Below are 24,095 nucleotides of genomic sequence, written 5' to 3' on the forward strand. Positions count from 1 at the left end.
AATTAAAACCACAAAAAAATGATACGAATATTAGTAATTGAAGACGATGATGTAACGAATTTTATAACTAAAACAAATCTTGAAAAATTTGGATATAAAAATATTACTATAGCTTTAAACGGTCAACTAGGACTTGATTATTTAAAAACAAATGCCTGTCCTGATATAATTTTACTGGACATTAATATGCCTGTTTTAGACGGATGGGATTTTCTTGATAAGGTAAACGAATTGAACCTATGCTCAGATATACCAGTTATAATAACAACATCTTCATTTAGAAATGATGATAAATTAAAGGCAGATGGTTATCAAAATATTGTAGAGTATTTAGAAAAACCTATTAATTTTCAGCATTTAAACACTGTAATATCCCAATTGAAATCGAAGAAAATTGAGCTGTAAATAAAAAGCCTTAATTTTTTAATCAAGGCTTTTTATAAAGTAGCGTATTTCGTTAGTCCTTTTTTATGGTTTCGTAAGTGTAGTCGCTTTTCTTCCAATCTATTAATTTAGAAGGGTAGTACTTCACATCCATTCTGTCAAGAAATGGTGCTTGGTCTGCTAATCGTACTTTGTAGTTTTCCCAATCTCTATTTTCTTTAGTGCTCCAGCTTAATTCAGAATAACCAATAATTCTTGGGAAGGCTAAGTATTCAAGCTCATCAATATTGCTTATGGTTTCTGACCAAAGTGGCGCTTCAACACCTAAAATGTTTTCCATTGGTATGCCATATTCTTCGGGGGTCCAAATGTATGCGGTATTTACAGGTATATAAGCAGCCCAGTGTAAGCCAAATTTAGATAGGGTGTCATATTCCATATCTAAATATGCCTTCTTAGCAGGAGAAACAATTATTTGCATTCCCTTATCTACTGCTTTTTTAGCATTCTCTTCGCTTGCCCACCATTGAGAAATTGAAGTGGAATCTACATTTGCAATGGCAACTTCATCCCAGCCGATCATACGCTTACCGTGTTTCTGTACTATTTTCTCAACCTTATTAATGAAGTAGATGTAATCTTTCTTTTTTGTTACATGACTCTCATCTCCACCTACATGAAAATATGGACCTGGAGTGATAGCAGAGATTTCTCTAACCACATCGTCTATAAAAGCATACACAGTATCTTTATGAGTGTCAAAAGTGCTAAAACCAACGCGCATACCTTCATATAGTTTAGGCGTTTTTCCATTTCCATTCAAAAAAGGATAAGATACAGATGCTGCATTGGTATGACCAGGCATATCAATTTCAGGTATAATGGTCATGTATCTTTCGGCAGCGTAGCGTACAATTTCTTTGTAATCTTCTTGTGTATAGAATCCGCCAGATTCACCACCTACTTCTGTACTACCGCCAACCTCTGTAAGTTTGGGCCACGATTTTATTTCAATTCTCCAGCCTTGGTCGTCACTAAGGTGTAAGTGAAGAACATTTATTTTGTAGTAGGATAAAAGGTCAATATATTTTTTAACATCTTCTACACTAAAAAAGTGTCTTGCAACATCTAACATAGAACCTCTATATGCAAAATTAGGGTTGTCAGTAATCTTACCCGATGGTACTGGCCATATTTTCTGCAACGCTAAAGTATCATTGCTTTCTAAAGGTACTAACTGTCTTAAGGTTTGTATGCCTCTAAAAGCACCTTCTGCTGTGTTAGCGTTTATGATGATAGAATCTTGATTTATATATAACTGATAAGCTTCTGGCGCTGCTAAATCTGTACTATCGCTCTGATTAATATAAATTACTCTCTCTACAGTATTAGCACCTTCTGTATTAACTGGTATGTTCAGGTTAATTTTATCTTTTATTTTGTCTGCTAAAAAAGTACCAACTTCTTCAAAACCTGTAGCATCTTTAGAGGTGTAAATTGCTGTAAACTGATCTAATGCAAAAGCAGAGTTTGTAGGTATGGTCTTTAAAGGCTTAGGTATTAAGCTAGCTTTAGATAAATCTGTAGTTGGCATTGTAATACGCTCTTTTTTCTCTTCGCCACAAGCGATTAATAAGAGTGTTAGGCTTGCAAAAAATAGACTTCGAATACAAAAGGTCTTCATTATGTAGTGTAATTAGGGTTGGTTTACTAAATCTTTCATGGCTTCATACCAAATATCGTAACCTTTTTGGTTCATGTGTAGGCCATCTTCAATAAATATATCGGTTTTTAGCTTTCGTTTGTTCAACATAGGTTTCCAAACATCTACGTAATACAATTGTGGGTCGTTTTTAGTAAAACGTTCCATTTTTTTATTCAACCGCTTATACTTTCCTCGAATCTTCCATCTGCTAATACTTGGTTTTGCCGCAATTAAGATAACCTCAGTGGCAGGATTTTTAGATTTTATTCGACGGATGATCTCTGCAGTCGTATCAAGAACATCAGCAGGACTTTTATCTGCCCATAAGTCATTATCACCTTCGTAAATAAATACTTTTTTAGGATTATAGGATAAAATCAATTCGTCCATAAATAACAACAAGTCTGATGCTTGTGAGCCCCCAAAACCACTATTTACAATTTGATGGTTTGGAAATTCTTGTTCTAACTTTCTCCACAATCGTACACTAGAACTGCCAGTGAAAACAATGGTCTCCTTGCTTGAGTCCCAAATGCTGTCGTATTTAACGGTGATATCTTTTACTTCCCTTGTAAATACATTTTCTGTTTGAGCGAAACTCGCAGTTGATAATAAAAAGGTGCAAAATGTAAGAATTGCGATAGAGTTTAAGTTTTTCATTTGTGGTAGTTGATGATGTGTTATTTATTCGCCGCTACTGTAAAATCTTCTGTTAATGCCCATTGGTAAAATTGAGATATCCAATCATCTGAAGCTAAATTTTGAGTTTTCATGCCAAAACCGTGTCCGCCTTTAGAGTACATATGCATCCCGGTTATCTTTCCATTTTTCAACCAAGCCGAATATAAATCTGTACTTGGTTTTGCTAAACCTAATGGGTCATCCGAAGCACATATAACTAACATTGGCGGTGCATCTTCTGGAACGGTATAATCACTTATCACGGTCATCCAAGGGTAAACAGGTACTATGAAATTTGGTTTGTTTGCTGCTGTATAGTTAAACGTTACGCCCATGGTTACTGCGCCACCCGCAGAAAAGCCCATAAATCCAATTTTGTTAGGGTCTAATTTCATTTCAGCTGCATTTTTTCTAACATATGATATAGCTGCAAGACCATCTGCAATAGAAAGTGGTAAAACGGGAGTAACCCTTTCTCCGATTTTCGCTGGGTTATTGACGCTTTCGTTAGATATTTCTTGTATACCGTCAATGCCAGTGGGTACCAATCTATATTTTAAAACAAATGCGGTAATTCCTTTTTTATTCAACCATTTTGCAACATCTCGACCTTCACTATCGATGCTTAATCCGTAAAGTCCGCCGCCAGGGGCAACTATTACACTAGTACCATTTGGTTGGTCTGCTTCAAAAACTTCTAACCTAGGTATAGCTACGTTGGTTATTACATTTGTTTCCCAAATATCTGAGTAGTATTCTTTTTCAGCTGTCGCCCAATTTACATTTGGGTCAGATTCAAACGGTAAGTCTACTTCTTTTTGGGCAAGTATATTCATAGTGGTAAAAATACAAGTAAGTAGAAAAAGATGCTTCATAGTAGTTAATTTTATTAAAGGGTTTCAATGAGCATAAACACTAAGGCAGCTAAAACTCCGCCAATTATTGGTCCCACAATTGGTACCCATGCGTAACCCCAATTACTATTTCCTTTATTTTTGATAGGAAGAATAGAATGAAGTAAACGCGGACCGAAATCACGTGCAGGGTTAATGGCATAACCCGTTGGTCCACCTAATCCAAAGCCAATACCCATTACCAATAATGCAACGGGTAGCGCGTCTAATGATCCTAGTGAAATTGAACTGTCACCCATAGTGCCGCTTGCTATATAAAATACGCCGAATACAAGGGCGAAGGCTCCAATAATTTCAGTCATTAGATTCCAAAATGGACTTTTAATAGCTGGTGAAGTGGAGAAGGTGGCTAAAATTGCATCAGTATCTTCGGTGGCTTCGTATTGTTTTTTATAATTGAGCCATACTAATAGGTTGCCCATCATAGCGCCTAAAATTTGTGCTACTATATACCCAGGTACTGTTGCCCAAGAAAATTTTCCAGCAACAGCTAAAGCAATAGTTACTGCAGGATTTAGGTGAGCACCACTGGCATCGGCAGAAATAAATACTCCGATAAATACGGCAATACCCCATGCAAGAGAAATTCCCGTCCAACCGGCATCGGCTCCTTTTGTTCCTTTTAATACAATGTTGGCAACAATTCCATTTCCTATAAGAATTAACATTGCAGTGCCAATAAATTCAAAAATATACGTAATCATAGTTTGGTTGGATTTTAAGTCGTTTAAGATAATTAAAATCAAGGAATTAATAAGAAATAAAACCTTTTGTTAGGTAATTGATAATTATAACTATGTAATTATATGAATTTCAATATAATGTCTATTGAGCCTATATTCGAGAACTTTAATAAAAATCGAGATTTGAAGATATTTTTCATAATCCAATGTGTTGAGCTAATGACATATAATAGATTGTTTTGCCTACCTTCAATGAAGGATTAATCGATTTTATTATGCTTATGAAAAAATATACCTATTCTCTTTTTACCTGTCTGGTTTTTCTTTTTGTTAGTTGCTTATTTGATGATAGTGATACCAAAACTGACGATAGTGCCTTGGTAATAGGTACATATAGCTTGACCGAAATAAATGTGAATGTAGCTCAAGATGTTAATGAAGATGGTACTGCTTCTAATAATATGTTAGATGAGCTTGACTGTTTAGACGGCACTTTAAAAATTAATGCAGACGGTACATGGGATTTCAATTTGGTAGAGCTTGATATTACCAGTGTAACTGGTGATTTTTATGCAATACGTTGTGGTAGAACCAATAACTTCACTGGTAAGTGGACTTTTCAAAGTAGTGTGCTTGATTTAAACACAACTAATTTTAGTACTATGGTTTTAAATTCATCTGTTTTAACCGAAGGTGTAAATGAAGATTTACCGGGTGTTTTGAATAGAAGATTTACCAAGCAATAAATCTAATATCTAACACCATGTACATTCATTTGCAAAGTATACACCGAGCCCATTGCGGTAATGAATAATACATCTTGATTTTTACCACCAAACGTTACGTTGGCTGTCCAGTTTTCATTGATAGGTATATTCTTTAACCGTTCACCTTTTGAATTGAAAATGGTAACACCTTCACCTGTTAAATAAATATTACCTAGGTTGTCAATTGTCATACCATCTGAACCTATGTCTGTAAAAAGTTTACGGTCACTTAAAGTGCCATCTTTTTGAATGGAGTAGGAGTATGTTTTTTTGTCACCTATATCTGCAACGTAAAGAATTTTTCCGTCTGGAGTGCCAATTATTCCGTTAGGTTGTGTTAGCCCTTTCGCTACTATTGAGATGTTTTTTAAATCTGGTGAAATATAATAGACATTTTTTTCTTTAATGTCAGCTTCGGTCCTTGTCCAATATTCTCTTTGGTAGTAAGGATCTGTAAAATAGATTCCTCCTTTTAAATCAACCCAAAGGTCATTAGGGCCATTCAATTTTCTGCCTTCAAAATCAGCAATCAAGGTATCAATTTCACCTGATTTATGAATTCTCCATAATTCATTTTTATCATCGGCAGCTGCCAATAAATTTTCATTATTGTCAAAATACAATCCATTTGCCCTACCTGATGATTCCATAAAAGTGTTTATAGAATTGTCGGCTTGGTTCCATTTTAGAATCTTATTATTCGGCTGATCGGTAAAATAAACATTACCATTTTTGTCTGATGCCGGCCCTTCCGTGAAGCTGAAATTATTAGCAACCTGTACAAGTTTAGAGCCATCGGTAATCAGTGCCTTCTGTTGAGATTTACAAGAAACTATGGCTGTCAATAGTAGAGAAGTGAAAATTAATCGGTTATAAAATTTCATATATGTGGCTATAAGTTCTTTAAGTAGTTCATGTTATGCATCATGCTATCAAAAGGTGAACTTGCATATTCTTCTTGTTCTATATAAATATATTGAACACCAGATTGTTCTTTCATTTCAAGCATTAATGGAACATCAAGTATACCCTTACCGAATTCTGTACTTACTTTTTCATGCATATCCATATCTTTTAAATGCCAAAGCGGGAATCTGCCTGGGTATTTTTTAAAGTAATGCAACGGGTCCTTTCCAGCAATTACTACCCAGCCCAAGTCCAGTTCCATATGCACTAACTCTTTTTGGGTATTATCCATAAGCACATCATAAAGTACTTCTCCGTTTTCAGACTCAAATTCATACTCATGGTTGTGGTAACCAAATTTTAAACCATGCTTTCTACAAGCATCGCCAGCTATATTAAACTGCTCTGCTACTTTTTTGTAATTATCTACCGTTTGCCCGTCAGATGGCATTGAAGAACATATTAAATATTCTTGATCAGAAGCAACGGCATCTGCCATGGTTTGCTCAAATTTATCATCTAAATGTACATGACCACTGGTGAGTGACATTCCTAGTGCTTTACAGGTTTCACCCATTTGAGCGGGAGTCAACCCATAGTAATACCCTTTAGACGATCCGGCACTTTCAATTTCTTTAAAACCTAGGCTTGCAATTTTCTCTAAAGTTTTAATTGGATCGGCAAGCATGTCATCTCTAAAAGAATATAACTGAACGCCATAACTTGAATTTCTAGTAGTCGCCATTGTTATTTGCGGTAATAATAGTGTGGCTGCACTTAATAGACTAGCATTTTTTATGAATTTTCGTCTTGTGTTCATTGGTGTAGTGTGTAATGTTGTTGTTAGTTGTTTGGATTTTTAAAGCTATCTGAAATCTGCTTGAGTAATGCTGATAGTCTTAAATAATATTGTGATTTTAAATGTACGAAAACTAAACAGCATTTTTAGTGCAGCAATTAGTGGTTGTGTATTTTTGTAAAAAAAATTGGGCATGAATAGTAGGAAAGAACAATTGGAGGCATTAGATAGGCTATTAACCATCATGGACGAGTTGCGTGAGCAATGCCCGTGGGATAAAAAGCAGACCATGCAATCGTTACGACACCTTACCATTGAGGAAACGTATGAGTTAGGCGATGCTATTTTAGATAATGACCTTAATGAAGTTAAGATGGAATTGGGTGATGTGCTTCTGCATATTATTTTCTATTCTAAAATAGGATCAGAAACTAATGATTTTGATATTGCAGATGTAGCAAATGCTATTTGTGACAAGCTAGTAAATAGGCACCCGCATATTTATGGTGATGTTAAAGTAATTGATGCCGAAGATGTAAAAAGAAATTGGGAACAGATAAAGTTAAAAGAAGGTAAGAAGAGTGTTCTTGAGGGCGTTCCAAAAAGTTTACCTGCATTGGTGAAAGCTAATCGTATTCAAGATAAAGTTTCTGGTGTTGGTTTTGATTGGGAAGAACCACAACAAGTTTTTGAAAAGGTACAAGAAGAGCTTGGTGAACTTCAAGTAGAAGTAAAGGCTGGAGATATAGAGAAAATTGAGGCTGAATTTGGAGATGTACTTTTTTCTATGATTAATTATGCTAGATTTTTAGGTGTAAACCCTGAAAATGCACTAGAGCGAACCAATAAAAAATTTATAAAACGTTTTCAATACCTTGAAGCAAAGGCAAAAGAAATTGGTAAAGAAATGAATGATATGTCTTTAGAAGAAATGGATGTATATTGGAATGAAGCAAAAACTAAAGAGTAATTCTATTTCTTTAATTCAACATTCATAATTCTCGCCAAATCTCTATGCTTAATTGGTTTTATAAAATAATCTGTTATTTCTGGATAGGTTTTGGCATGATCAACATCTTCACCATTTATTGAAGATGTTAACATGATAATCTTAATTTTCTTATCAATTTTTGTTGCTACCGTTTGAAAATCCTTAACAAAATCAAAGCCATTTAAAATTGGCATATGTAAATCAAGGAAAATGATATCTGGTAGTTCGTCTAAAGATGCATACTTATCTTGAATCAGTTTTAATGGTTGTACTGAATCTGGAAAATCTACAATTCTAGTAATTGACAATTGATTAAGATATCGTTTCATTACATATTTGGAGATATCGTCATCGTCGATAACCCAAACCAATGGTTCTTGGTTCATAATAATTGTAATTAATGGTACTAGGTGTGTTTGCATTAATAACGGCCGGTTATGGTATAATAGTATTTGTAAAATGTATAGATGATCAATTTACAAGTGTAAATAGGTTACATTTATGTGTATTTCTGTGTTATTTTAATTTATATAGTGTTGATTTTTAATGTTTTAATTTATTATTGTCCTCGTTTTTTATTCAATTTTTTTTCTACAACCTTTTGATTAAATAGGTATACTTTGCTCAAATTACTTTAGTTAAGTTCGTATTTTTTGTATCATATTATTGATTATTTAACCTCTATTTAGCGAATGTAAATTGTTCAATTAACGGTACCTTTGCCAAAAATTTAGTTTAGGTTTTGCTACAGAATTACACCAAAGAATTTCGTTATAATATTAAGCTTTCTGTTCCTGTTATTTTAGGAATGTTGGGGCACACCTTTGTGCAATTGGCAGATAATATTATGGTAGGTCAATTGGGAACGGCAGAACTGGCAGCAGTATCTTTAGGTAACAGTTTTGTTTTCATTGCCATGTCTTTAGGTATTGGTTTTTCTACAGCAATTACGCCTTTGGTTGCCGAGGCTGATGGAGCGGGACTTAAAGAAAATGCTAAAAGTGCTTTAAAGCATGGATTACTATTATGTACCGTTTTAGGGTTATCATTATTCGCACTCATTTTATTGGCGAAACCTATCATGTATGCAATGAAGCAGCCTATTGAGGTAGTTGACTTGGCATTGCCATATTTAGATTTGGTGGCTTTCTCATTAGTACCTTTAATAATTTTTCAAGCATTTAAGCAGTTTTCAGAAGGTTTGTCCCAGACCAAATACCCCATGTATGCAACTATCGTTGCTAACGTCATTAATATTGTTTTAAACTATCTGTTGATTTTTGGTAATTTCGGATTTCCAGAAATGGGTATTGTAGGTGCTGCAGTTGGTACTTTGATCTCTAGAGTTTTTATGGTATTTTATCTTTGGTTTATTTTAAAAACGAAAGAAAAATTTAAGTTTTATGTAACCGGATTCAATTTTGCAAAAATTGAAAAAACGGTGATAAAAAAGATTATAGAATTAGGATTTCCTTCTTCTTTACAGATGTTTTTTGAGGTTGGTATTTTTACATCTGCAGTTTGGTTAAGTGGCGTTCTTGGTAAAAATGCACAAGCAGCCAACCAAATAGCACTTAACTTAAGTAGTATGGCCTTTATGTTTGGTATGGGGCTTGGTATTACTGCAATGATTAGGGTTGGCAATCAAAAAGGATTATCAAACTTTAAAGAATTACGACGAATTGCACAGTCTATATTTCTATTGACTTTCTTACTCGAAATTGTATTTGCCGCGCTTTTCTTAATCGGTAGGCATTGGTTTCCGTCGTTATATTTAGATATTGATGACATGACTAATTTTGCCGATAACACAGAGGTATTAATCATTGCTGCAGAACTATTATTGATTGCAGCTTTCTTTCAAATATCAGACGGTATTCAAGTAGTTGTTTTGGGTGCTTTACGTGGGTTGCAAGATGTAAAAATACCTACCGTAATAACGTTTATTTCATATTGGTTAATTGGCTTTCCTGTTAGTTATTATTTATGTCTTCATACAGATTTAAAGAGCACCGGAATTTGGATTGGTTTACTGACGGGGTTAACGGCATCGGCTATTATGTTGTATCTTCGATTTAATTATTTAACTAAAAAATTAATTGCCGCGTAACAGTCTATTTATGATTGTTGTCAACAAATACATTTCAACTTATAGATTACAATTTTTATGGAATTTCCAAAATTTTTATTGGGTGATAATACAGATTACCCTACAGCAATATTTGTAGTACATACCGAGTTTCCAAGGTTCATAATCAACTTAGAAGATGATGAGGTCGAATGGCTTGAAGAATTCTCAAAGGAAGATGAAAAGGAATTGGAAGAAGAGGCAGAAAACTTGATTAAAGATGCAACTGCATTTTATGATCGAGAAGTATCTAGATACGAAGATTAACGATTATGCTTCAAGAGCTTTTACAGTTAGATAAAGACCTTTTTTTATACCTCAACGGTTTGGGTACGCCCCAATGGGATACTTTTTTTCAGTTCATTACTAATAAACTTAGTGCGGTACCTCTTTATATATTTTTACTGATACTTTCGTTTCAGAAATATGGAGGTAAGAAAACCATGGTACTTTTGGTATCTATAGCTCTTTTAATAACGGTTACAGATCAACTAGGTAATTTTTTTAAGTACGGTGTTGCTAGATTACGACCGTGCCATGATCCAGAAGTTGAACCTTATATGCGTTTGGTGAAAAGTTATTGCGGTGGTAAATTTGGTTATTTTTCGGCCCATGCATCAAACTCATTTGCAATAGCTGTATTTTTTGGTATTATTTTAAAGTCTAGTATTAAATATTTAGGGGTGTTTTTAGTACTGTGGGCAGCCTTGGTAGCATTTAGCCGAGTGTATATTGGAGTGCATTTTCCACTTGATATTATTACTGGTGCTGTAATAGGCTCGCTATTCGGCTGGTTGTTTGTAAAGTTATTTATATTTGCACTTCGCAAATTCTCCCTATGATATCTAATCTAAGGTACTGGTTTTTAATTCTTTTAATTTTCTTGGTATACGTTGCAGGTATGTTTGTAACGTTGTTTGAAAATGATTCTGCACAGTTTTCTGTTATGGCCATGAGAATGGTACAAGAGAATGATTTTTTTAGTCTCTTTAAAGGTCCTGAAGAATATTTAGATAAGCCGCACATGCATTACTGGCTAGCAGCCTTATCGTATAAAATATTCGGTATTCATGATTGGTCTTATCGTATTCCAGGCATATTAGCCACTTTATTAGCAGCTTATAGTTGTTATGGCTTAGGTAGTCTACTTTATAATAAACATGTTGGTAAACTTGCAGCGTTAGTTTTTATGACTGCACAGACTATTGTTTTGGGTGCTATAGATGTTCGTACAGATGCCGTTTTAACAGGCTTCAGTATTTTAGCAATTTGGCAATTGGCAAAATATATTGAGAATGGTAGTGTGTCGGCAATTGCAATTGGTGCTTTTGCAGCAGGTATTGCATTTTCAACCAAAGGGCAAATCGCTCTATTAGTAATAGGATTGCCCATACTCTGTCATTTGTTTTATATAGGTAAATGGAAAGTGTTTTTAAGCTGGAAAGTGCTATTGGCGTTATTGGTATTTGCAGTGACGATTACACCAATGTTATATGCTTATTATTTGCAGTTTGATTTACATCCTGAAAAAGTGATACGTGGTAAAGACCATCGTAGCGGTATATTTTTTATTTTTTGGGAACAAAGCTTTGAACGTTTAAGCGGTGAAGGTATTGGTAAGAATAGTAGTGATTACTTTTTCTTCTTTCATACATTCTTATGGGTTTTTCTTCCTTGGACAATTTTAGGTATTACGGCATTCTATCATAAGATAAAGGTCTTTATCAATCAAAAGTTTAAGTATGTACAGGGGTCTGAATTTTTAACTGTTGGCGGTATTACTTTAATATTTATTATTATCAGTTTTGCCCAGTTCAAATTACCTCATTATTTGAACATTACTATTCCATTATTTGCAGTTATAACCGCTGCCTATATTTATAATTTATATACGGCAAACAAAGAAAAAACGGTGAAGTATTTAATGATAGGGCAATACTTTGTGCTTAGCATAGTATTCATCGCTTCTGCTTTAATATGTTTTTACGTCTTTAAATTAAGAAGTGTAGTGGCATATGTGTTTTTAATTGGAGCGGCAATACTAATCATCTATTATGCTTTAAAAAGGGAAGGAGTATATATGAAATTGGTTACGATTTCAGTTTGTGCATCACTACTTTTAAATGCTGTTTTAAACTTACATTTTTATCCTAATTTATTAGACTACCAAGGTGGGTCTTCAATGTCTAAAGTCATTGCAGAAAAAAATATTCCGGTAGATCGAGTTTATAAAGTAGGTAAAGACTATACGTGGTCTTTAGATTTTTACAATCAATTTCCTGTTCAAATTACAACTGCAGAGGATTTAAAAGACAAAAAAGATATTTGGGTATATGTCAATGATGATGAGATGGCTATGCTTGAAGAAAAAGGCTTTGATTGGGATTCTCAGCTCTCGGTAGATCAATTTAGAATAACACGTTTACAAGCCAAATTCTTAAACCCGAATACACGTAAGAAAGTAACTCGTAAAATGCACTTGTTACATATTTATTAAACCCTACTCGTTGGCTGAATGCTTTGAAGTATGTGCCAATTCTAATTTAATTTTCTTAAAGTGATACCATACACCTATAAACGAAACTATAGCTGTTATTAAGAAGAATAGCACACTTACGCCAACAGATATATTTTGGTCTAGTCCCAATAGTTTTGCGCCGTAGAAGAAGGTTACTTCGCGGCTTCCTATGCCTCCTAAAGTTAACGGTACTACCGCTACAATAGATGAAATCAAGAAAATGATGAGATATGAAATTTGATTCATTTCAATATTCAGGGCAATTAGAATAAACCAAATACAAATTAATTGTGCCAATTGTACCAAAGCAGATAATGCAGTTGTTTTCCAGAATATAGGTAATACATAATTGAAAAATCTTTTATTCAATAGCCAAAATACGATAACTGATATTGGTATAGCTGAAAGGAAGATCCAACGATATCCATCTAAAATTTCAGCAGTATGGAAAGCCAATAGTCCACAGGCATATATAAATAGTAATAATAGACCGCCCAGACGATCTAAGACTAGCACACTCACCATTCTTTTGGTTTTGACATCAAAGGTTTTCTTCAGAATATAGCCTTTGTATGCATCGCCGCCAATACCACCAGGCAAGAATAAGTTGTAGAACATACCTAACAGATACAACTTAAAATTGCTTGTATTTGTTAGCATGATGTTAAGCCTATGAAAATATAGGTTTAAACGTATTGCCCCAATGAATTTAGAAAGTATAAAGAATATGGCTGCTAAGATTAAGTAAAGCGGATTACTCTTCATCAGTATGTCTTTTATCTCACTTACATTTATTTTAGTAAAAATGAAATAAATTAAAACGGCACTGATCAGTACTTTTAATCCGGTGGTTACTTTCTTATTTAACTTCGCCACCTACACTAACTTTTTTAATGCGATATGGTCTTTTGTTCTGAGATTCATAATAAGTACGTATTAATAATTCCATTACAATACCTATTGTAAATAATTGAATACCGGCAAAAATGAACATCATACCCACAGTAAGTAAAGGCCTTGTACCAATATCTTCACCAAAACCGAACTTAACGATCAATAGGTAAATATTGATAAAAATACCTACAAGAATCATTAATGAGCCCGAGATACCGAACAGGTGAATTGGTCGTTGAAAGTATTTACGGATAAAAAGTAAAAGCATCATATCTGCAACTACTTTAAATACACGCTCTAATCCGTATTTAGAAACCCCAGCATGACGAGCATGGTGTTTTACAGGAACTTGCTTTATTTGTCCGCCTTCAAGAAATGCGAGAAGGGTAATAAACCTGTGCATTTCACCATATAGATTTAAGTCTTTGGCTATATCTTTTGTAAAAACTTTTAAGGCACAACCATTATCTTTAATATCTAATTTTGTGACTCGGCGTACCAGAAAATTAGCAATTTTAGAGGGTATTTTTTTAACAAGAGAATCTTTTCGTTTTTGACGAATACCAGTAACTACATCATATTCTCCACTAACGGCATAGGTCAGCATTTGTGGAATATCAGACGGGTCATTTTGTAAATCGCCGTCCATGGTAATAATATACTCTCCTTCGGCATAGTCAAGACCTGCCGCCAAGGCTAAACTCTGACCGTAATTTTTCTTCAACTCAATTAAATGAACCTTATCATCTTTAAGACCTTTGACTACTTTTTTGGTATTGTCCGTAGAGAAATCGTCTATGTAAATAATTTGATAATCGTAGCCAACCAAGCTTTCGTGGATTTTCTGTGTAAGAAGAGCCGCATTGTCTTGTTCGTTATATAAAGGAACAACTACCGAAAGTAGGGAAGTGGTAACAGGTTGCATTGAGTTGTTTTTTGAATAGGTGCAAAGTTATGTTTTTTATCCTTAAGATAATGTACATGAATGTGAGTAACATTCTAAGAGCTTTAGTGCTGTTTTAAAGCCTTTAAGAGCTTTTCTGCAGCTAAAAAAGGAGAGATATTACCGCTAATAACTTCTTTTTTTAATTGCGGTAGCATTTCTTTAGTCTTCGGATGATGGTAGAATTCAGTTAATAGTTCTTGTTCTAGATATTGAATTAACCAATTTTCATTTTGCTGTTGTCTGTTGGCGTTAAAATATCCGGATGCCTTCATGCTTGTGCAATAGGTATCTATTAACTGCCAAATTTCATCTAGACCTCTATTTTCAATTGCAGAACAGGTTAGCACTTCAGGAGTCCAGCCATTTTCCTTAGGCGGAAACATATGTAATGCGCGGGTGAATTCCATCCTTGCAAAATCTGTTCGTTTTATATTATCTCCGTCTGCTTTGGTAATTACAATAGCATCTGCCATTTCAATAATGCCTCTTTTTATACCCTGTAACTCATCACCAGCACCAGCCAATTTTAATAGTAAAAAGAAATCTACCATATCATGAACAGCAGTTTCGCTTTGCCCAACACCAATAGTTTCTATTAGAATACAATTAAAACCTGCCGCTTCTAAAATAAGAATGCTTTCTCTTGTTTTACGGGTTACACCACCTAATGAAGAACCCGAAGCTGAAGGTCTTATATATGCATTGGGGTTTTTAACCAACTCTTCCATACGAGTTTTGTCGCCAAGTATGCTACCTTTTGTTCTACTACTAGAAGGGTCTACGGTAAGTACGGCTACCTTTTTGCCTAAACTGGTTAGTATGCCACCAAATTGTTCTATAAAAGTGCTTTTTCCGGCACCTGGTACTCCAGTAATACCAATTCTTATAGAATCATGCTTTTTTGAAATACAACCGGCAATAATTTCATTAGCGATTATGCGGTGCTCTGGCTTAGTACTTTCTACCATGGTTATAGCCTTGCTTACTATGGCAACATTATTGGCATAGATACCTTCAAGAAATTCTGATGTGGTAAGATGGGCTAAATTCATTGTAACAACTTATATAATTGTAAGTGGCATAAAGGTACTATTTGTAAATAGGAACCATAATTTTGGTAGCGTCCCACTCTAGACTTAAAAAATCTTGAGATGTTTGATTCTCTTCAATATGTTCAAAATTTATAGATAAATCTTCTACGGGTTCCACTAATGTTTTTACTGGCACTTCTACCGTTATATAGTCAAACTTGTCTTCATGGGTGGTTTGGTTGCCATCAACACTGGTAACGCCCCAATCGGGTATTTTTGAATTAAAAATCACTTTCCAACTATCTTTATTAGGTATGGTCCATAAAGAATACTTGCCAGCTGGTAATGTTTTATCTATAATATGAATAGGTTGGGTGGTTGTAAAAGTTGTGGGCTCATTTGCTCCTGTTCGCCAAATTTTGCCATACGGCACTAATGTTCCAAAAACATCCCGTCCTTTTTTTGACGGACTAGAGTAATCTACCTCTAGCTTACTACCTTCTAAATCTAAGAGCGTTGTTTTAGCGGGACTGAATTTCTTGGCTTCGCTGTGTATGTAAGGTATAACTACCAAATAGCCAAGGGCTACCAATACTATTATACCTATAATTATTTTTTTTAATAGCTTCATTCAAGAATAAGATATACCTAAACTATGGTTAGCTAGGAGTGACAATATCAAATTTAAAGATAGATATGTTATTGTAGATATCGCCAGGCCTTAAGAGGCTTTTAGGAAAATCTGGTTGATTTGGTGCATCTGGGTAGTTCTGTGCTTCAAAACAAATTCCTGGAAAATCTGGAGGAGTATATACTACTAAAGCTGGTTGGTTGGTATATACTTTCATGTTAATGCCAGAGGTCTTTGATTGTATTTCTGCAACTTTCTCATTACCAATATCCTTAACAAAAATAGTATCTAGCCTTTGTACGCCTATCTTTCTTGGTAAAAGAAAATCATATTCTGTTTTACGAACTGGTATGATATTGCCTGTAGGTAATAAATTTTCTTTGGTTTCTAATTTGTAAGGGCAATTCAATTGTAATTCGTAATCATCAATGTACGGATTGTTATCTAGTTTAAAATAAGAATGATTGGTAAGGTTAATAACCGTACTTCTATCCGTTATTCCTTCATAAATAATTTGTAATGCGTTATCCATTAATTTATAGGTAACGCTAACAGATAAATTTCCTGGGTAGCCTTCCTCTAAATGTTTACTTATATAGCTCAGTTTTACGAAAGGTTTATCACTTTGGTCTACCTCATCTATAATCCAATATTTTTGATGAAAACCTTCTTTGCCGCCATGTAGGTGAACGCCATCTTCTTGAAACACATCGTACCGAGCTCTATCGATTACAAATCCGCCATTAGAAATTCTTCCTGCATATCGACCAACACTGGCTCCTAAAACATTATCATCTAAACGATATCTACTTGGGTGGTTGTAACCAACTACTACATTGTTGTACTCGCCATCTGCACCTTTTACAAGTAATTTTTGAATGGTAGCGCCATAATCAAGCACCATGAGTGTTAAATAGGCATTGGAAATTGTAACTTGTTTCAAAGGGAATATTTAATAGTGTGGTGTAAAAATAAAAATTTTTGCAACATTCTATTTTTTATATCGTCCTTATTATAGCAACAAACCAAAACCAATTCAATTAATTCATGTTTCAAAGCAGTATTGTAGAGAAATGTAAGGCAAACGACCGTGCGGCACAAATGCAGCTGTATAGTAAGTATTGTGACGGAATGTACATTGTAGCAATGCGTTTTGTGAAAAATGGAGATGATGCAGAAGATGTTTTACAAGAGTCGTTTATTAAGGCTTTTCAAAAAATACATCAGTTTAGTGGCGATGTAACTTTTGGTGCATGGTTAAAACGCATTGTGGTGAATAAGAGTATCGATTTTCTGAAATCAAAAAAGGAAAAAGAGGTTTCGCTAGATGAAGGTTATATGCAGGTTGTTGCAGAAGATGATAATTGGAATGTACCAGCAGCGATTAGTATTGAACAGGTTAAATGTGCAATTGATGAATTACAAGATAAATATAAATACGTAGTGCTTATGTTCTTGGTTGAAGGATATGATCATCAAGAAATAGCAGAGGTATTAGATATTTCAGAATCTGCCTGTAGAACAAGATTATCGCGTGGTAAAGGTCATTTAAAAGAACTATTAAAAGGAGAAAAATATGGAGCAGGATCTTAGGGAAATGTTCAATAAGGATAGAAAAGAGCAGAAACATACTATTAAACATGGTCATGAAGAGCGTTTTTTAAAGAGGTTAGAAGAATCTACACCAGCACAAAAGAAAACTGATAAAGCTTGGTTGAAAATTGCGGCATCTGTTGTGGTAATCATAAGTCTAGGTTTAGGGTTTTTGTATTTCAATGAAAATGCTGATAACACGTCAATTCTGGTTGATAATACTACTACAGAAGAACAAAAATCTGAATTCACTTTTGGGGATCTTTCTCCGGATTTGAAGAAGGTAGAAAGCTATTATGTTGCCAATATCAATATGGAACTAGCAAAATTAGAAGTATCACCAGATACTAAAGAGTTGATTGATAGTTTTATGGAACAGCTCAATAATTTAAACTTAGAATATAAAACCTTAAATAATGAACTGAAAGAACTGGGACCTAATGACCAAACGATAATAGCACTGATAGAGAATTTACAATTACGATTACAATTATTACAAAAATTAAAAAGAAAGTTAACCGAATTAAAATTATCAAAAAATGAACAGATCATTGACAACAGTATCTAAGCAACTCATCATTGCATTTGCACTTTTAACTTCAAACGCTTTTTTGGCGCAAGAAGAACGTAAAACATTTCAAGAAAGATTTATTGTGGCAGAAGATGCTGTAGTAAACATCAATACCAGTTATGCCGATATTGAATTTGAAACTTGGGATAAGGATGAGGTGGCTATTACAGCCACCATCACCCTTGAGGGAGCTACAAAAGAAGAAGCTGAGAACTATTTTAAGAATAGCCCTATTGAAATATTAGGTAATAGTAAAGAGATTAAAATATCTTCAAAATCTAAGAACAATGACTTTTTCACAAGTTTTGATTCTGAAAATATCTTTAACCATGGTGGTATGCGTATAGCCGTTCCAGAGATTGCATCGTTCGTAGTAAGTGTACCTCAGATAGCTCCTTTTCCAGAAATGCCGCCATTACCATTAACCGAAGCCTATACATTTGATTATGAGGAATATCAAAAGGATGGTGACAAGTACATGAAAAAATGGCAAAAGAATTTTGAAAAGAGTTTTGATAAAAAACATCAAAAACGATTGGAAGAATGGGCTGAGCGTATGGAAGAACAAGCAGAGGAGATGGAAATAAGAATGGAAGAGCACAATGCAAAAAGAGCTGAGTTAATGGAAGAACGTCATGAAGCTTTGCAGCAAAGACTTGAAGAACGAGAGGAAAAACGTGCCCATTTACAATCAGATAAAGATGAGCATAGAGCGTTTATCCATACTTCTAGAAACAGCTCTGGTGAAGCCCCAAATATTTTCTATTATTCTTCTGAAGGGGAACAAAAGAATTTTAAAATTAAAAAAACTATAAAAATAAGCTTACCAAAGTCAACTAGAATTAAAATGGATGTACGCCATGGTGAGGTTAAATTAGCTGAAAATACCAAAAACTTGAATGCGAAACTTTCGCATTCAAGCCTTTGGGCAGTTACTATCGATGGCGAAGAAACTTCTGTTTCTGCCTCATATTCTCCAGTTACCGTGCAGAAATGGAATTACGGACAATTAAGTACATCATATTCAGAAGATATATCATTGTCAGAGGTAGTTCAATTGCAATTACAGGCTACCTCGTCTGAGGTTACTATAGATAAGTTATTCAAAAATGCCTTTGTAAAGAATGATTTTGGCGCGGTGCACATTCTTGAAATGGGTAATGACTTTGAAGAATTGGATATTAGCGTAAGAAATGGAGAGTTAACGGTAACAATGCCAAAGGTGGCTACCAACGTTTATGTTAAAGGCAATTCATCGACATTGAAATTACCAACAGATTTACAGATTGTAGAAACTAAAAACGGAACAACCACTATTCATAAAGGGTATCACTTAAAAAATAATAGTAATCGATCTATTGTAATTACATCAGATTATAGTGAAGTAGTGCTGCACTAGTTATTTTACCAATTGTAATGTGCCAAACACATTGGCATCTATCCATCCTTTATTTTTATTCTCACCTGCTACAAATACAGAGCCTATTAAGTTCTCGCGCTCTTCGCTATTATCATTATCTGCATAAGCTAGAGCAAAACCAATTTTCTTATTTTCGGTAAGTACAACAGGCTTTATATTGGGGTCATCATTATATATACCAGGGTACACTTTTACAAACATTTCCCAATATGTTGTATTGCCTTCTGTTTGATGTTTAGATGTAATATGATCATTGTATAATGTCGGCTTTTTATCAACACCTAAGTCAACAACATTACCATCTAAGGCTACATGATAGGTAAAAGCATTATGGTTAAATCGGTGTTGCCCTCCAGAATTATCTTCATCTACATAAACGATTACACAATCATCGTTCCACCAAAGTTTTAAGGGGTCTTCAGTTTTATCTAAAATAGTATTATCAACAATCTCTAGTAGAAGGTAGAGTCCGTCTTCGTTCCAAGCAATTTTATATCTACCATTATAATCATCATGATCGAAAGGACCACCGATCCAATTTTGATCAATAGGTTTCCAATCTAATAAATTCCAATAGTTTTCTATAGCTCTGCCATCTAGGGTAGGGGCATCTTTAATATAAGAAACTGGGGATGCTTGAGAATTTTTCTTGTTCTTAACTTCTGCACATGAAAATACGCCTAAAAGAAGTAAAAGGTAAATAGTCCATTTCATAATACTGGTTTGGAATCTATGGTTCAAAAATACCATTTTCTTAAGTTATGTAAGATTAATAGTACTTAATTAAGTGGCGACAAGATATAATAAAATAAAAAGAACCTACTTATTCTTAGGTTAACTGATGTGCTTTGTAATTATTGTACAGTCTGTTGCACAAAAAAAGCATCCCGAATGGAATGCTTTCATATGAAAATTTTTGGGAGATCTTTTAATGGGCACTCTTCTTCAGATAATCTCCAAAGTTCTCTTTAAATCTATTCAATCTTGGTATAGAAACGTTTCTTATATATGAGTTGTTAGGATTGTTCTTTTCATAATCTTGATGATATGACTCTGCCTTGTAAAATATAGTATAAGGTACGACTTCTGTGGTAATTGGATCATTATCATACACTTTATTATCTGTAAGTGCTTGAATATAACTTTCAATAATATTCTTTTGCTCATCGTTCTTATAAAAAGCGATTGAGCGATATTGTCTACCACGATCCGGACCTTGTCTATTTAATTGAGTGGGGTCATGAGAACCAAAGAATACTTGTACCAATTGGGTAAATGAAATTTCATTTGGGTCGTAATATACTTCTACAGCCTCTGCATGGTCGGTTTTACCGTAACCTACTTCTTCGTATGTAGGGTTTTTTTGTTCGCCGCCTGCATAGCCAGAGACAACTTCTTTTACACCTTTAACACTTTCAAAAATAGCCTCTACACACCAAAAGCATCCGCTGGCAAAATAAGCGGTTTCGTATTTACTTAATTGTTGCGGACTCAATTTTACCTCTTCCTCTATTTCTTCGTGTTCGGTTTCTGCAATTTCAGTGTTTTCAGAAATGGTATTTTTCTTGACTTTAGATTGGCAACTGGTGGCAATTAAGGTTGCGCAGGCCAATAAAGTAATTTGTAATAATTTCATAACAATTTTCTTTTAGCAATTTGTAGGTAATTTACAAAGACCTTACGAGGAAAAGGGTTAAAAAATGTTAAGGAGAGTAAAGGATATTATATTTTTGAGAAATGAATACTTTACTTCAAGCCCTTGAAACTTACACTATAAAAACCATCTGTATTTTAGATGCCACTATTTCCCCTGACGTTTATGTGCCATTAGATCTTTCTAAAAGCAATGAAGATTTGATTGATATAGATATTACGGATCATGCTGTTTGTCAAGATTATATAGATGATGTGCTTAAAAGTAAACAAGGTATTATCGCCTATGGCGGATATTTAGAACAAAGAAACTTATATAATGATAAGGAAGGATTTACCTCTACCAGTAAACCTGTTCGAAATATTCATTTAGGAATTGACTTTTGGTGTGATGCCTGTACTAAAGTCATTGTGCCGTTAAATGGAAAGGTTCATAGCTTTAAAAACAATAATACTATTGGTGATTACGGACCAACCATAATCCTTGAACACGTTTTAAATGATATTACCTTCTATACTTTATATGGTCATCTAGCTATAAATTCATTATCAGGTCTTTATGTTGGTAAGATCTTTAAAGCAGGAGATGTACTCGCAACTTTAGGTACACCCGATATTAATGTAAACTACGCACCACACCTTCATTTTCAAATTATACACGATTTAGAAAGTAATGAAGGAGATTACCCAGGTGTATGTGCTGAAGGACAACTATCCTTTTATAAAGAGAACTGCCCTGATCCGAATGTGCTATTAAAGTTAGGAGTTGTTTGATGAGATGAGGTAATGTACTGAGTAAAGAGTATTAAGTAAAAAGTACGAAGTATTAAGTATTTACTCTGAAATTGAAATTAGAAAATAGAGTATAGATTTTTATCGGTACCGTTGTTGAGTTTTAATTTAGCGAAGCTAAATTTATGTTTCCAACAACCAACAACTGAAATTTATATTCCTTTCAATCTTTTCTGTTTTTTGAACTAGAACTTGAATTTGAACTTGAACTTGATTTTTCATTTGTCGTTTAACGACACCAATTAACGGTAAGGTGTTTTTAGGGGTGTTGTCGTTTATCGATACCATTTTACACTTAATCTGAAGTTGTGTCAAGTAACGAGAATTAGGGGTTTTTCAGCGATTCATCACCTAGTAAAACAAGGCCTGCGGCGTTCTATTATTGTAACAAACGCAAGTCATGAAAACAATAATAGCAACAATCTTCATCATCTTTTTAAGCTTCACCGCTCAAGCACAGAACTCTACTGAAGAAGTAAAAGTTGAAACTATTGAGATGAGCATCGTTACTGAAACAACATATGAAGTAGAAGCTAATACTACTTTAGAAGTAGCTAGATTATACAAATTCAAAAACTCTAGAATCAAAAGAGACTTAAACTTCTTAACTAAAGCAAACAAGCCTAAGATGGCTTAGTTTTTTAGTATTATGTAAAGAGCATTAAGTACATAGTGTATATCGATTGTTAGAAAATAGACTTCATAATAAATTTTAAGAGTGGATTTAGTAAAGCTATACTGATTTTGTGTTTAACAACGAACAACGAACAACGAACAACGAACAACCAAAATCTAATTTCTCAATTCTTTTCTCTCACCTCTAACTTCTCAATTCTCATTTTTAAACTTCCCTCTTGTAGTCCTTCTATCTTGCATAAAGAATATTTTGTAAGAAAAAACATATTAAATCGATGAACTACATAAATACGGGGTCTAGTGGAAGATTTTTTTGTAGGAAAAAGGACTACAAAAAGAAGTAATACATCGAAAAGCAAACTTTTCATCGTAAAAACCGTACCTCTTGTCGAATTCGAAATACGTTTACTTACAAATAGATGGTTATCTATAAACCAAATTTACCTACTTTATTATGCGTACAATTATTTTTTTATTCCTTGTTATCTGTTTGGGAACCCAGTCCCAAGCACAATCGAAGTCACCAGACATCAAAGTACAGACTATTGTTATGCCCATGGCAGATGTAACAATAAAATCTGACGTAAACGCTCAGGGTTTTCAAACAGCTGCAAGGTTTTACAAAGTCAAAAATGCAAGAGTTAAACGAGCCTTACTTTTTAGAACAAGAATACGAACAGTATCTCTCGCCTAGTTTAATTCTTCTACAAATTCCTCGGTTACCTCTGTTCCCCCTTGAGGTAATACAATAGTTTTTAAAATTTCCCAAACATTTTCGGTTACTATTCGCTGCCCTTCTGCAGTTGGGTGAATTCCATCTTCTAAATTCAATTTCGGAATACCGGCAACACCTTCCAATAAAAACGGAATCAACATTATATCATTAGATTTGGCCAAGGCAGGATACATCATCTTAAATTGAGATGCATAATCTGCACCCATATTTGGTGGTATTTGCATACCTGCCAATATTATTTGAGTTTCAGAATTTTTATCCTTTACCATATCTATCATCTGTTGCAAATTATTCATAGACTCAGTAATGGGTATTCCTCGCAATCCGTCATTGGCACCCAATTCCAAAACAAAAATATCTACCGGCTGATTTAGCACCCAGTCTAATCTATTTAATCCGCCAGAGGTAGTTTCTCCGCTCAATCCAGAGTTAATTACTTTATAATCCAAACCTAAAGAATCTAAGCGTTGTTGAATTCTATTAGGGAAACCTTCTTTCGTATCTAAGCCATACGCAGCGGTAAGGCTGTTTCCATAGAATAATATCACGTTTTCATTCGCAGAAATATCTTCCTTTTCAACACTACTTACAGCTTCTGTTTGGGTGTCAGATGGTTTCTTTTCTGTAGTTTCTCCACATCCAACGAATAACAACGCCAACAAAAAATAACGAAACTTTAATACTTTCAACATAGTCTTACCTTATTAGATTCCAAA

General features: G+C 34.2%; 28 protein-coding genes. 13 read left to right on the forward strand and 15 right to left on the reverse strand.

From position 1 onward, the window contains the following. The first annotated feature begins 18 nt into the window (after window positions 1-18). Window positions 19-405 (forward strand): response regulator, encoded by a 387-nt coding sequence (locus BUC31_RS09480; RefSeq protein ID WP_073243372.1) that lies wholly within the window; start codon window positions 19-21, stop codon window positions 403-405. Window positions 406-457: 52 nt separating this feature from the next. On the opposite strand, the gene BUC31_RS09485 is transcribed toward BUC31_RS09480, so the two are convergent. From BUC31_RS09485 to BUC31_RS09500, 4 genes are read right to left on the reverse strand one after another with little or no spacing between them, the layout of a single operon-like run. After that, window positions 458-2,068: a family 20 glycosylhydrolase gene (locus BUC31_RS09485; RefSeq protein ID WP_073243374.1), complete on the reverse strand. Its 1,611-nt coding sequence runs from the start codon at window positions 2,066-2,068 to the stop codon at window positions 458-460. Between the two features lie 12 nt (window positions 2,069-2,080). After that, window positions 2,081-2,749 carry an SGNH/GDSL hydrolase family protein gene (locus tag BUC31_RS09490; protein WP_073243376.1) on the reverse strand — a complete coding sequence of 223 codons (669 nt, stop codon included), beginning with the start codon at window positions 2,747-2,749 and terminating at the stop codon, window positions 2,081-2,083. A 20-nt stretch (window positions 2,750-2,769) separates the two neighbouring features. Beyond that, the gene (locus BUC31_RS09495; RefSeq protein WP_073243377.1) at window positions 2,770-3,645 is read right to left on the reverse strand and encodes an alpha/beta hydrolase; all 876 of its coding nucleotides are present in this window, start codon (window positions 3,643-3,645) and stop codon (window positions 2,770-2,772) included. A gap of 14 nt (window positions 3,646-3,659) precedes the next feature. Beyond that, entirely contained in the window at window positions 3,660-4,418 is a 759-nt protein-coding gene (locus tag BUC31_RS09500) for an MIP/aquaporin family protein (RefSeq protein WP_262987448.1), read from the reverse strand. A 224-nt stretch (window positions 4,419-4,642) separates the two neighbouring features. Between BUC31_RS09500 and BUC31_RS09505 the strand changes: the two genes are divergently transcribed. Then, entirely contained in the window at window positions 4,643-5,113 is a 471-nt protein-coding gene (locus BUC31_RS09505) for a hypothetical protein (RefSeq protein ID WP_073243380.1), read from the forward strand. Window positions 5,114-5,115: 2 nt separating this feature from the next. Here BUC31_RS09505 and BUC31_RS09510 read toward each other — a convergent pair whose 3' ends face one another. Continuing rightward, window positions 5,116-6,018 carry an SMP-30/gluconolactonase/LRE family protein gene (locus tag BUC31_RS09510; protein ID WP_073243382.1) on the reverse strand — a complete coding sequence of 301 codons (903 nt, stop codon included), beginning with the start codon at window positions 6,016-6,018 and terminating at the stop codon, window positions 5,116-5,118. 8 nt (window positions 6,019-6,026) lie between these two features. Then, window positions 6,027-6,860 (reverse strand): sugar phosphate isomerase/epimerase family protein, encoded by an 834-nt coding sequence (locus BUC31_RS09515; protein ID WP_073243384.1) that lies wholly within the window; start codon window positions 6,858-6,860, stop codon window positions 6,027-6,029. A gap of 172 nt (window positions 6,861-7,032) precedes the next feature. Between BUC31_RS09515 and mazG the strand changes: the two genes are divergently transcribed. Further along, window positions 7,033-7,809 carry a nucleoside triphosphate pyrophosphohydrolase gene (gene mazG, locus BUC31_RS09520; RefSeq protein WP_073243386.1) on the forward strand — a complete coding sequence of 259 codons (777 nt, stop codon included), beginning with the start codon at window positions 7,033-7,035 and terminating at the stop codon, window positions 7,807-7,809. Window positions 7,810-7,811: 2 nt separating this feature from the next. Here mazG and BUC31_RS09525 read toward each other — a convergent pair whose 3' ends face one another. Next, window positions 7,812-8,216 carry a response regulator gene (locus BUC31_RS09525; protein WP_073243859.1) on the reverse strand — a complete coding sequence of 135 codons (405 nt, stop codon included), beginning with the start codon at window positions 8,214-8,216 and terminating at the stop codon, window positions 7,812-7,814. A 356-nt stretch (window positions 8,217-8,572) separates the two neighbouring features. Between BUC31_RS09525 and BUC31_RS09530 the strand changes: the two genes are divergently transcribed. From BUC31_RS09530 to BUC31_RS09545, 4 genes are read left to right on the forward strand one after another with little or no spacing between them, the layout of a single operon-like run. Further along, window positions 8,573-9,940 (forward strand): MATE family efflux transporter, encoded by a 1,368-nt coding sequence (locus BUC31_RS09530; RefSeq protein WP_073243388.1) that lies wholly within the window; start codon window positions 8,573-8,575, stop codon window positions 9,938-9,940. A gap of 57 nt (window positions 9,941-9,997) precedes the next feature. Continuing rightward, entirely contained in the window at window positions 9,998-10,225 is a 228-nt protein-coding gene (locus BUC31_RS09535; RefSeq protein ID WP_073243390.1) for a hypothetical protein, read from the forward strand. A gap of 5 nt (window positions 10,226-10,230) precedes the next feature. Next, on the forward strand, window positions 10,231-10,800 hold the full coding sequence (locus BUC31_RS09540) for a phosphatase PAP2 family protein (RefSeq protein ID WP_073243392.1): 570 nt from the start codon (window positions 10,231-10,233) through the stop codon (window positions 10,798-10,800). Beyond that, window positions 10,797-12,455, forward strand: coding sequence for an ArnT family glycosyltransferase (locus tag BUC31_RS09545; RefSeq protein WP_073243394.1), 1,659 nt, complete (start codon window positions 10,797-10,799; stop codon window positions 12,453-12,455). The genes BUC31_RS09540 and BUC31_RS09545 overlap by 4 nt, the downstream gene beginning before the upstream one ends. 3 nt (window positions 12,456-12,458) lie before the next feature. Here the strand turns inward: BUC31_RS09545 and BUC31_RS09550 are convergent, their stop codons facing one another. From BUC31_RS09550 to BUC31_RS09570, 5 genes are all read right to left on the reverse strand, one after another. Continuing rightward, window positions 12,459-13,352: a lysylphosphatidylglycerol synthase transmembrane domain-containing protein gene (locus BUC31_RS09550; protein ID WP_073243397.1), complete on the reverse strand. Its 894-nt coding sequence runs from the start codon at window positions 13,350-13,352 to the stop codon at window positions 12,459-12,461. After that, window positions 13,336-14,295 (reverse strand): glycosyltransferase family 2 protein, encoded by a 960-nt coding sequence (locus tag BUC31_RS09555; protein ID WP_073243399.1) that lies wholly within the window; start codon window positions 14,293-14,295, stop codon window positions 13,336-13,338. Before BUC31_RS09555 ends, BUC31_RS09550 begins: the two co-directional genes overlap by 17 nt. Window positions 14,296-14,378: 83 nt before the next feature. Continuing rightward, window positions 14,379-15,368, reverse strand: a complete 990-nt coding sequence (meaB, locus tag BUC31_RS09560; protein ID WP_073243401.1) for a methylmalonyl Co-A mutase-associated GTPase MeaB — start codon at window positions 15,366-15,368, stop codon at window positions 14,379-14,381. Between the two features lie 37 nt (window positions 15,369-15,405). After that, on the reverse strand, window positions 15,406-15,978 hold the full coding sequence (locus BUC31_RS09565; protein WP_073243403.1) for a DUF2911 domain-containing protein: 573 nt from the start codon (window positions 15,976-15,978) through the stop codon (window positions 15,406-15,408). Window positions 15,979-16,006: 28 nt separating this feature from the next. Next, the gene (locus tag BUC31_RS09570; protein ID WP_073243405.1) at window positions 16,007-16,921 is read right to left on the reverse strand and encodes an aldose epimerase family protein; all 915 of its coding nucleotides are present in this window, start codon (window positions 16,919-16,921) and stop codon (window positions 16,007-16,009) included. 104 nt (window positions 16,922-17,025) lie between these two features. Between BUC31_RS09570 and BUC31_RS09575 the strand changes: the two genes are divergently transcribed. From BUC31_RS09575 to BUC31_RS09585, 3 genes are read left to right on the forward strand one after another with little or no spacing between them, the layout of a single operon-like run. Continuing rightward, window positions 17,026-17,571 (forward strand): RNA polymerase sigma factor, encoded by a 546-nt coding sequence (locus tag BUC31_RS09575; RefSeq protein WP_073243406.1) that lies wholly within the window; start codon window positions 17,026-17,028, stop codon window positions 17,569-17,571. Beyond that, entirely contained in the window at window positions 17,555-18,139 is a 585-nt protein-coding gene (locus BUC31_RS09580) for a hypothetical protein (protein ID WP_073243408.1), read from the forward strand. The genes BUC31_RS09575 and BUC31_RS09580 overlap by 17 nt, the downstream gene beginning before the upstream one ends. Next, on the forward strand, window positions 18,111-19,541 hold the full coding sequence (locus tag BUC31_RS09585; protein ID WP_073243409.1) for a hypothetical protein: 1,431 nt from the start codon (window positions 18,111-18,113) through the stop codon (window positions 19,539-19,541). The genes BUC31_RS09580 and BUC31_RS09585 overlap by 29 nt, the downstream gene beginning before the upstream one ends. Here BUC31_RS09585 and BUC31_RS09590 read toward each other — a convergent pair whose 3' ends face one another. After that, complete coding sequence (locus BUC31_RS09590; RefSeq protein WP_073243411.1) at window positions 19,542-20,276, reverse strand: sugar-binding protein; 735 nt, start codon at window positions 20,274-20,276, stop codon at window positions 19,542-19,544. A gap of 214 nt (window positions 20,277-20,490) precedes the next feature. Continuing rightward, window positions 20,491-21,198: a peptide-methionine (S)-S-oxide reductase MsrA gene (gene msrA / locus BUC31_RS09595; protein ID WP_073243413.1), complete on the reverse strand. Its 708-nt coding sequence runs from the start codon at window positions 21,196-21,198 to the stop codon at window positions 20,491-20,493. Window positions 21,199-21,299: 101 nt separating this feature from the next. On the opposite strand from msrA, the gene BUC31_RS09600 reads away from it, so the two are divergent. From BUC31_RS09600 to BUC31_RS09615, 3 genes are all read left to right on the forward strand, one after another. After that, the gene (locus BUC31_RS09600) at window positions 21,300-21,989 is read left to right on the forward strand and encodes a peptidoglycan DD-metalloendopeptidase family protein (RefSeq protein ID WP_073243415.1); all 690 of its coding nucleotides are present in this window, start codon (window positions 21,300-21,302) and stop codon (window positions 21,987-21,989) included. 418 nt (window positions 21,990-22,407) lie between these two features. Next, window positions 22,408-22,644, forward strand: coding sequence for a hypothetical protein (locus BUC31_RS09605; protein WP_073243417.1), 237 nt, complete (start codon window positions 22,408-22,410; stop codon window positions 22,642-22,644). Between the two features lie 453 nt (window positions 22,645-23,097). Further along, the gene (locus tag BUC31_RS09615; RefSeq protein ID WP_073243421.1) at window positions 23,098-23,337 is read left to right on the forward strand and encodes a hypothetical protein; all 240 of its coding nucleotides are present in this window, start codon (window positions 23,098-23,100) and stop codon (window positions 23,335-23,337) included. Here BUC31_RS09615 and BUC31_RS09620 read toward each other — a convergent pair. Next, window positions 23,334-24,071, reverse strand: coding sequence for an arylesterase (locus BUC31_RS09620; RefSeq protein ID WP_073243423.1), 738 nt, complete (start codon window positions 24,069-24,071; stop codon window positions 23,334-23,336). The genes BUC31_RS09615 and BUC31_RS09620 overlap by 4 nt on opposite strands. Window positions 24,072-24,095 lie beyond the last annotated feature (24 nt).

Source organism: Maribacter aquivivus (assembly GCF_900142175.1).
Classification (GTDB): domain Bacteria; phylum Bacteroidota; class Bacteroidia; order Flavobacteriales; family Flavobacteriaceae; genus Maribacter; species Maribacter aquivivus.

Excerpts from the sequence above, each read along its gene's own strand:
- BUC31_RS09480 (WP_073243372.1), top strand. The coding sequence starts at position 19 with ATGATACGAATATTAGTAATTGAAGACGATGATGTAACGAATTTTATA.
- BUC31_RS09485 (WP_073243374.1), bottom strand. The coding sequence starts at position 2,068 with ATGAAGACCTTTTGTATTCGAAGTCTATTTTTTGCAAGCCTAACACTC.
- BUC31_RS09490 (WP_073243376.1), bottom strand. The coding sequence starts at position 2,749 with ATGAAAAACTTAAACTCTATCGCAATTCTTACATTTTGCACCTTTTTA.
- BUC31_RS09495 (WP_073243377.1), bottom strand. The coding sequence starts at position 3,645 with ATGAAGCATCTTTTTCTACTTACTTGTATTTTTACCACTATGAATATA.
- BUC31_RS09505 (WP_073243380.1), top strand. The coding sequence starts at position 4,643 with ATGCTTATGAAAAAATATACCTATTCTCTTTTTACCTGTCTGGTTTTT.
- BUC31_RS09510 (WP_073243382.1), bottom strand. The coding sequence starts at position 6,018 with ATGAAATTTTATAACCGATTAATTTTCACTTCTCTACTATTGACAGCC.
- BUC31_RS09515 (WP_073243384.1), bottom strand. The coding sequence starts at position 6,860 with ATGAACACAAGACGAAAATTCATAAAAAATGCTAGTCTATTAAGTGCA.
- mazG (WP_073243386.1), top strand. The coding sequence starts at position 7,033 with ATGAATAGTAGGAAAGAACAATTGGAGGCATTAGATAGGCTATTAACC.
- BUC31_RS09525 (WP_073243859.1), bottom strand. The coding sequence starts at position 8,216 with ATGAACCAAGAACCATTGGTTTGGGTTATCGACGATGACGATATCTCC.
- BUC31_RS09535 (WP_073243390.1), top strand. The coding sequence starts at position 9,998 with ATGGAATTTCCAAAATTTTTATTGGGTGATAATACAGATTACCCTACA.
- BUC31_RS09540 (WP_073243392.1), top strand. The coding sequence starts at position 10,231 with ATGCTTCAAGAGCTTTTACAGTTAGATAAAGACCTTTTTTTATACCTC.
- BUC31_RS09545 (WP_073243394.1), top strand. The coding sequence starts at position 10,797 with ATGATATCTAATCTAAGGTACTGGTTTTTAATTCTTTTAATTTTCTTG.
- BUC31_RS09555 (WP_073243399.1), bottom strand. The coding sequence starts at position 14,295 with ATGCAACCTGTTACCACTTCCCTACTTTCGGTAGTTGTTCCTTTATAT.
- meaB (WP_073243401.1), bottom strand. The coding sequence starts at position 15,368 with ATGAATTTAGCCCATCTTACCACATCAGAATTTCTTGAAGGTATCTAT.
- BUC31_RS09565 (WP_073243403.1), bottom strand. The coding sequence starts at position 15,978 with ATGAAGCTATTAAAAAAAATAATTATAGGTATAATAGTATTGGTAGCC.
- BUC31_RS09575 (WP_073243406.1), top strand. The coding sequence starts at position 17,026 with ATGTTTCAAAGCAGTATTGTAGAGAAATGTAAGGCAAACGACCGTGCG.
- BUC31_RS09580 (WP_073243408.1), top strand. The coding sequence starts at position 17,555 with ATGGAGCAGGATCTTAGGGAAATGTTCAATAAGGATAGAAAAGAGCAG.
- BUC31_RS09585 (WP_073243409.1), top strand. The coding sequence starts at position 18,111 with ATGAACAGATCATTGACAACAGTATCTAAGCAACTCATCATTGCATTT.
- BUC31_RS09590 (WP_073243411.1), bottom strand. The coding sequence starts at position 20,276 with ATGAAATGGACTATTTACCTTTTACTTCTTTTAGGCGTATTTTCATGT.
- msrA (WP_073243413.1), bottom strand. The coding sequence starts at position 21,198 with ATGAAATTATTACAAATTACTTTATTGGCCTGCGCAACCTTAATTGCC.
- BUC31_RS09600 (WP_073243415.1), top strand. The coding sequence starts at position 21,300 with ATGAATACTTTACTTCAAGCCCTTGAAACTTACACTATAAAAACCATC.
- BUC31_RS09605 (WP_073243417.1), top strand. The coding sequence starts at position 22,408 with ATGAAAACAATAATAGCAACAATCTTCATCATCTTTTTAAGCTTCACC.
- BUC31_RS09615 (WP_073243421.1), top strand. The coding sequence starts at position 23,098 with ATGCGTACAATTATTTTTTTATTCCTTGTTATCTGTTTGGGAACCCAG.
- BUC31_RS09620 (WP_073243423.1), bottom strand. The coding sequence starts at position 24,071 with ATGTTGAAAGTATTAAAGTTTCGTTATTTTTTGTTGGCGTTGTTATTC.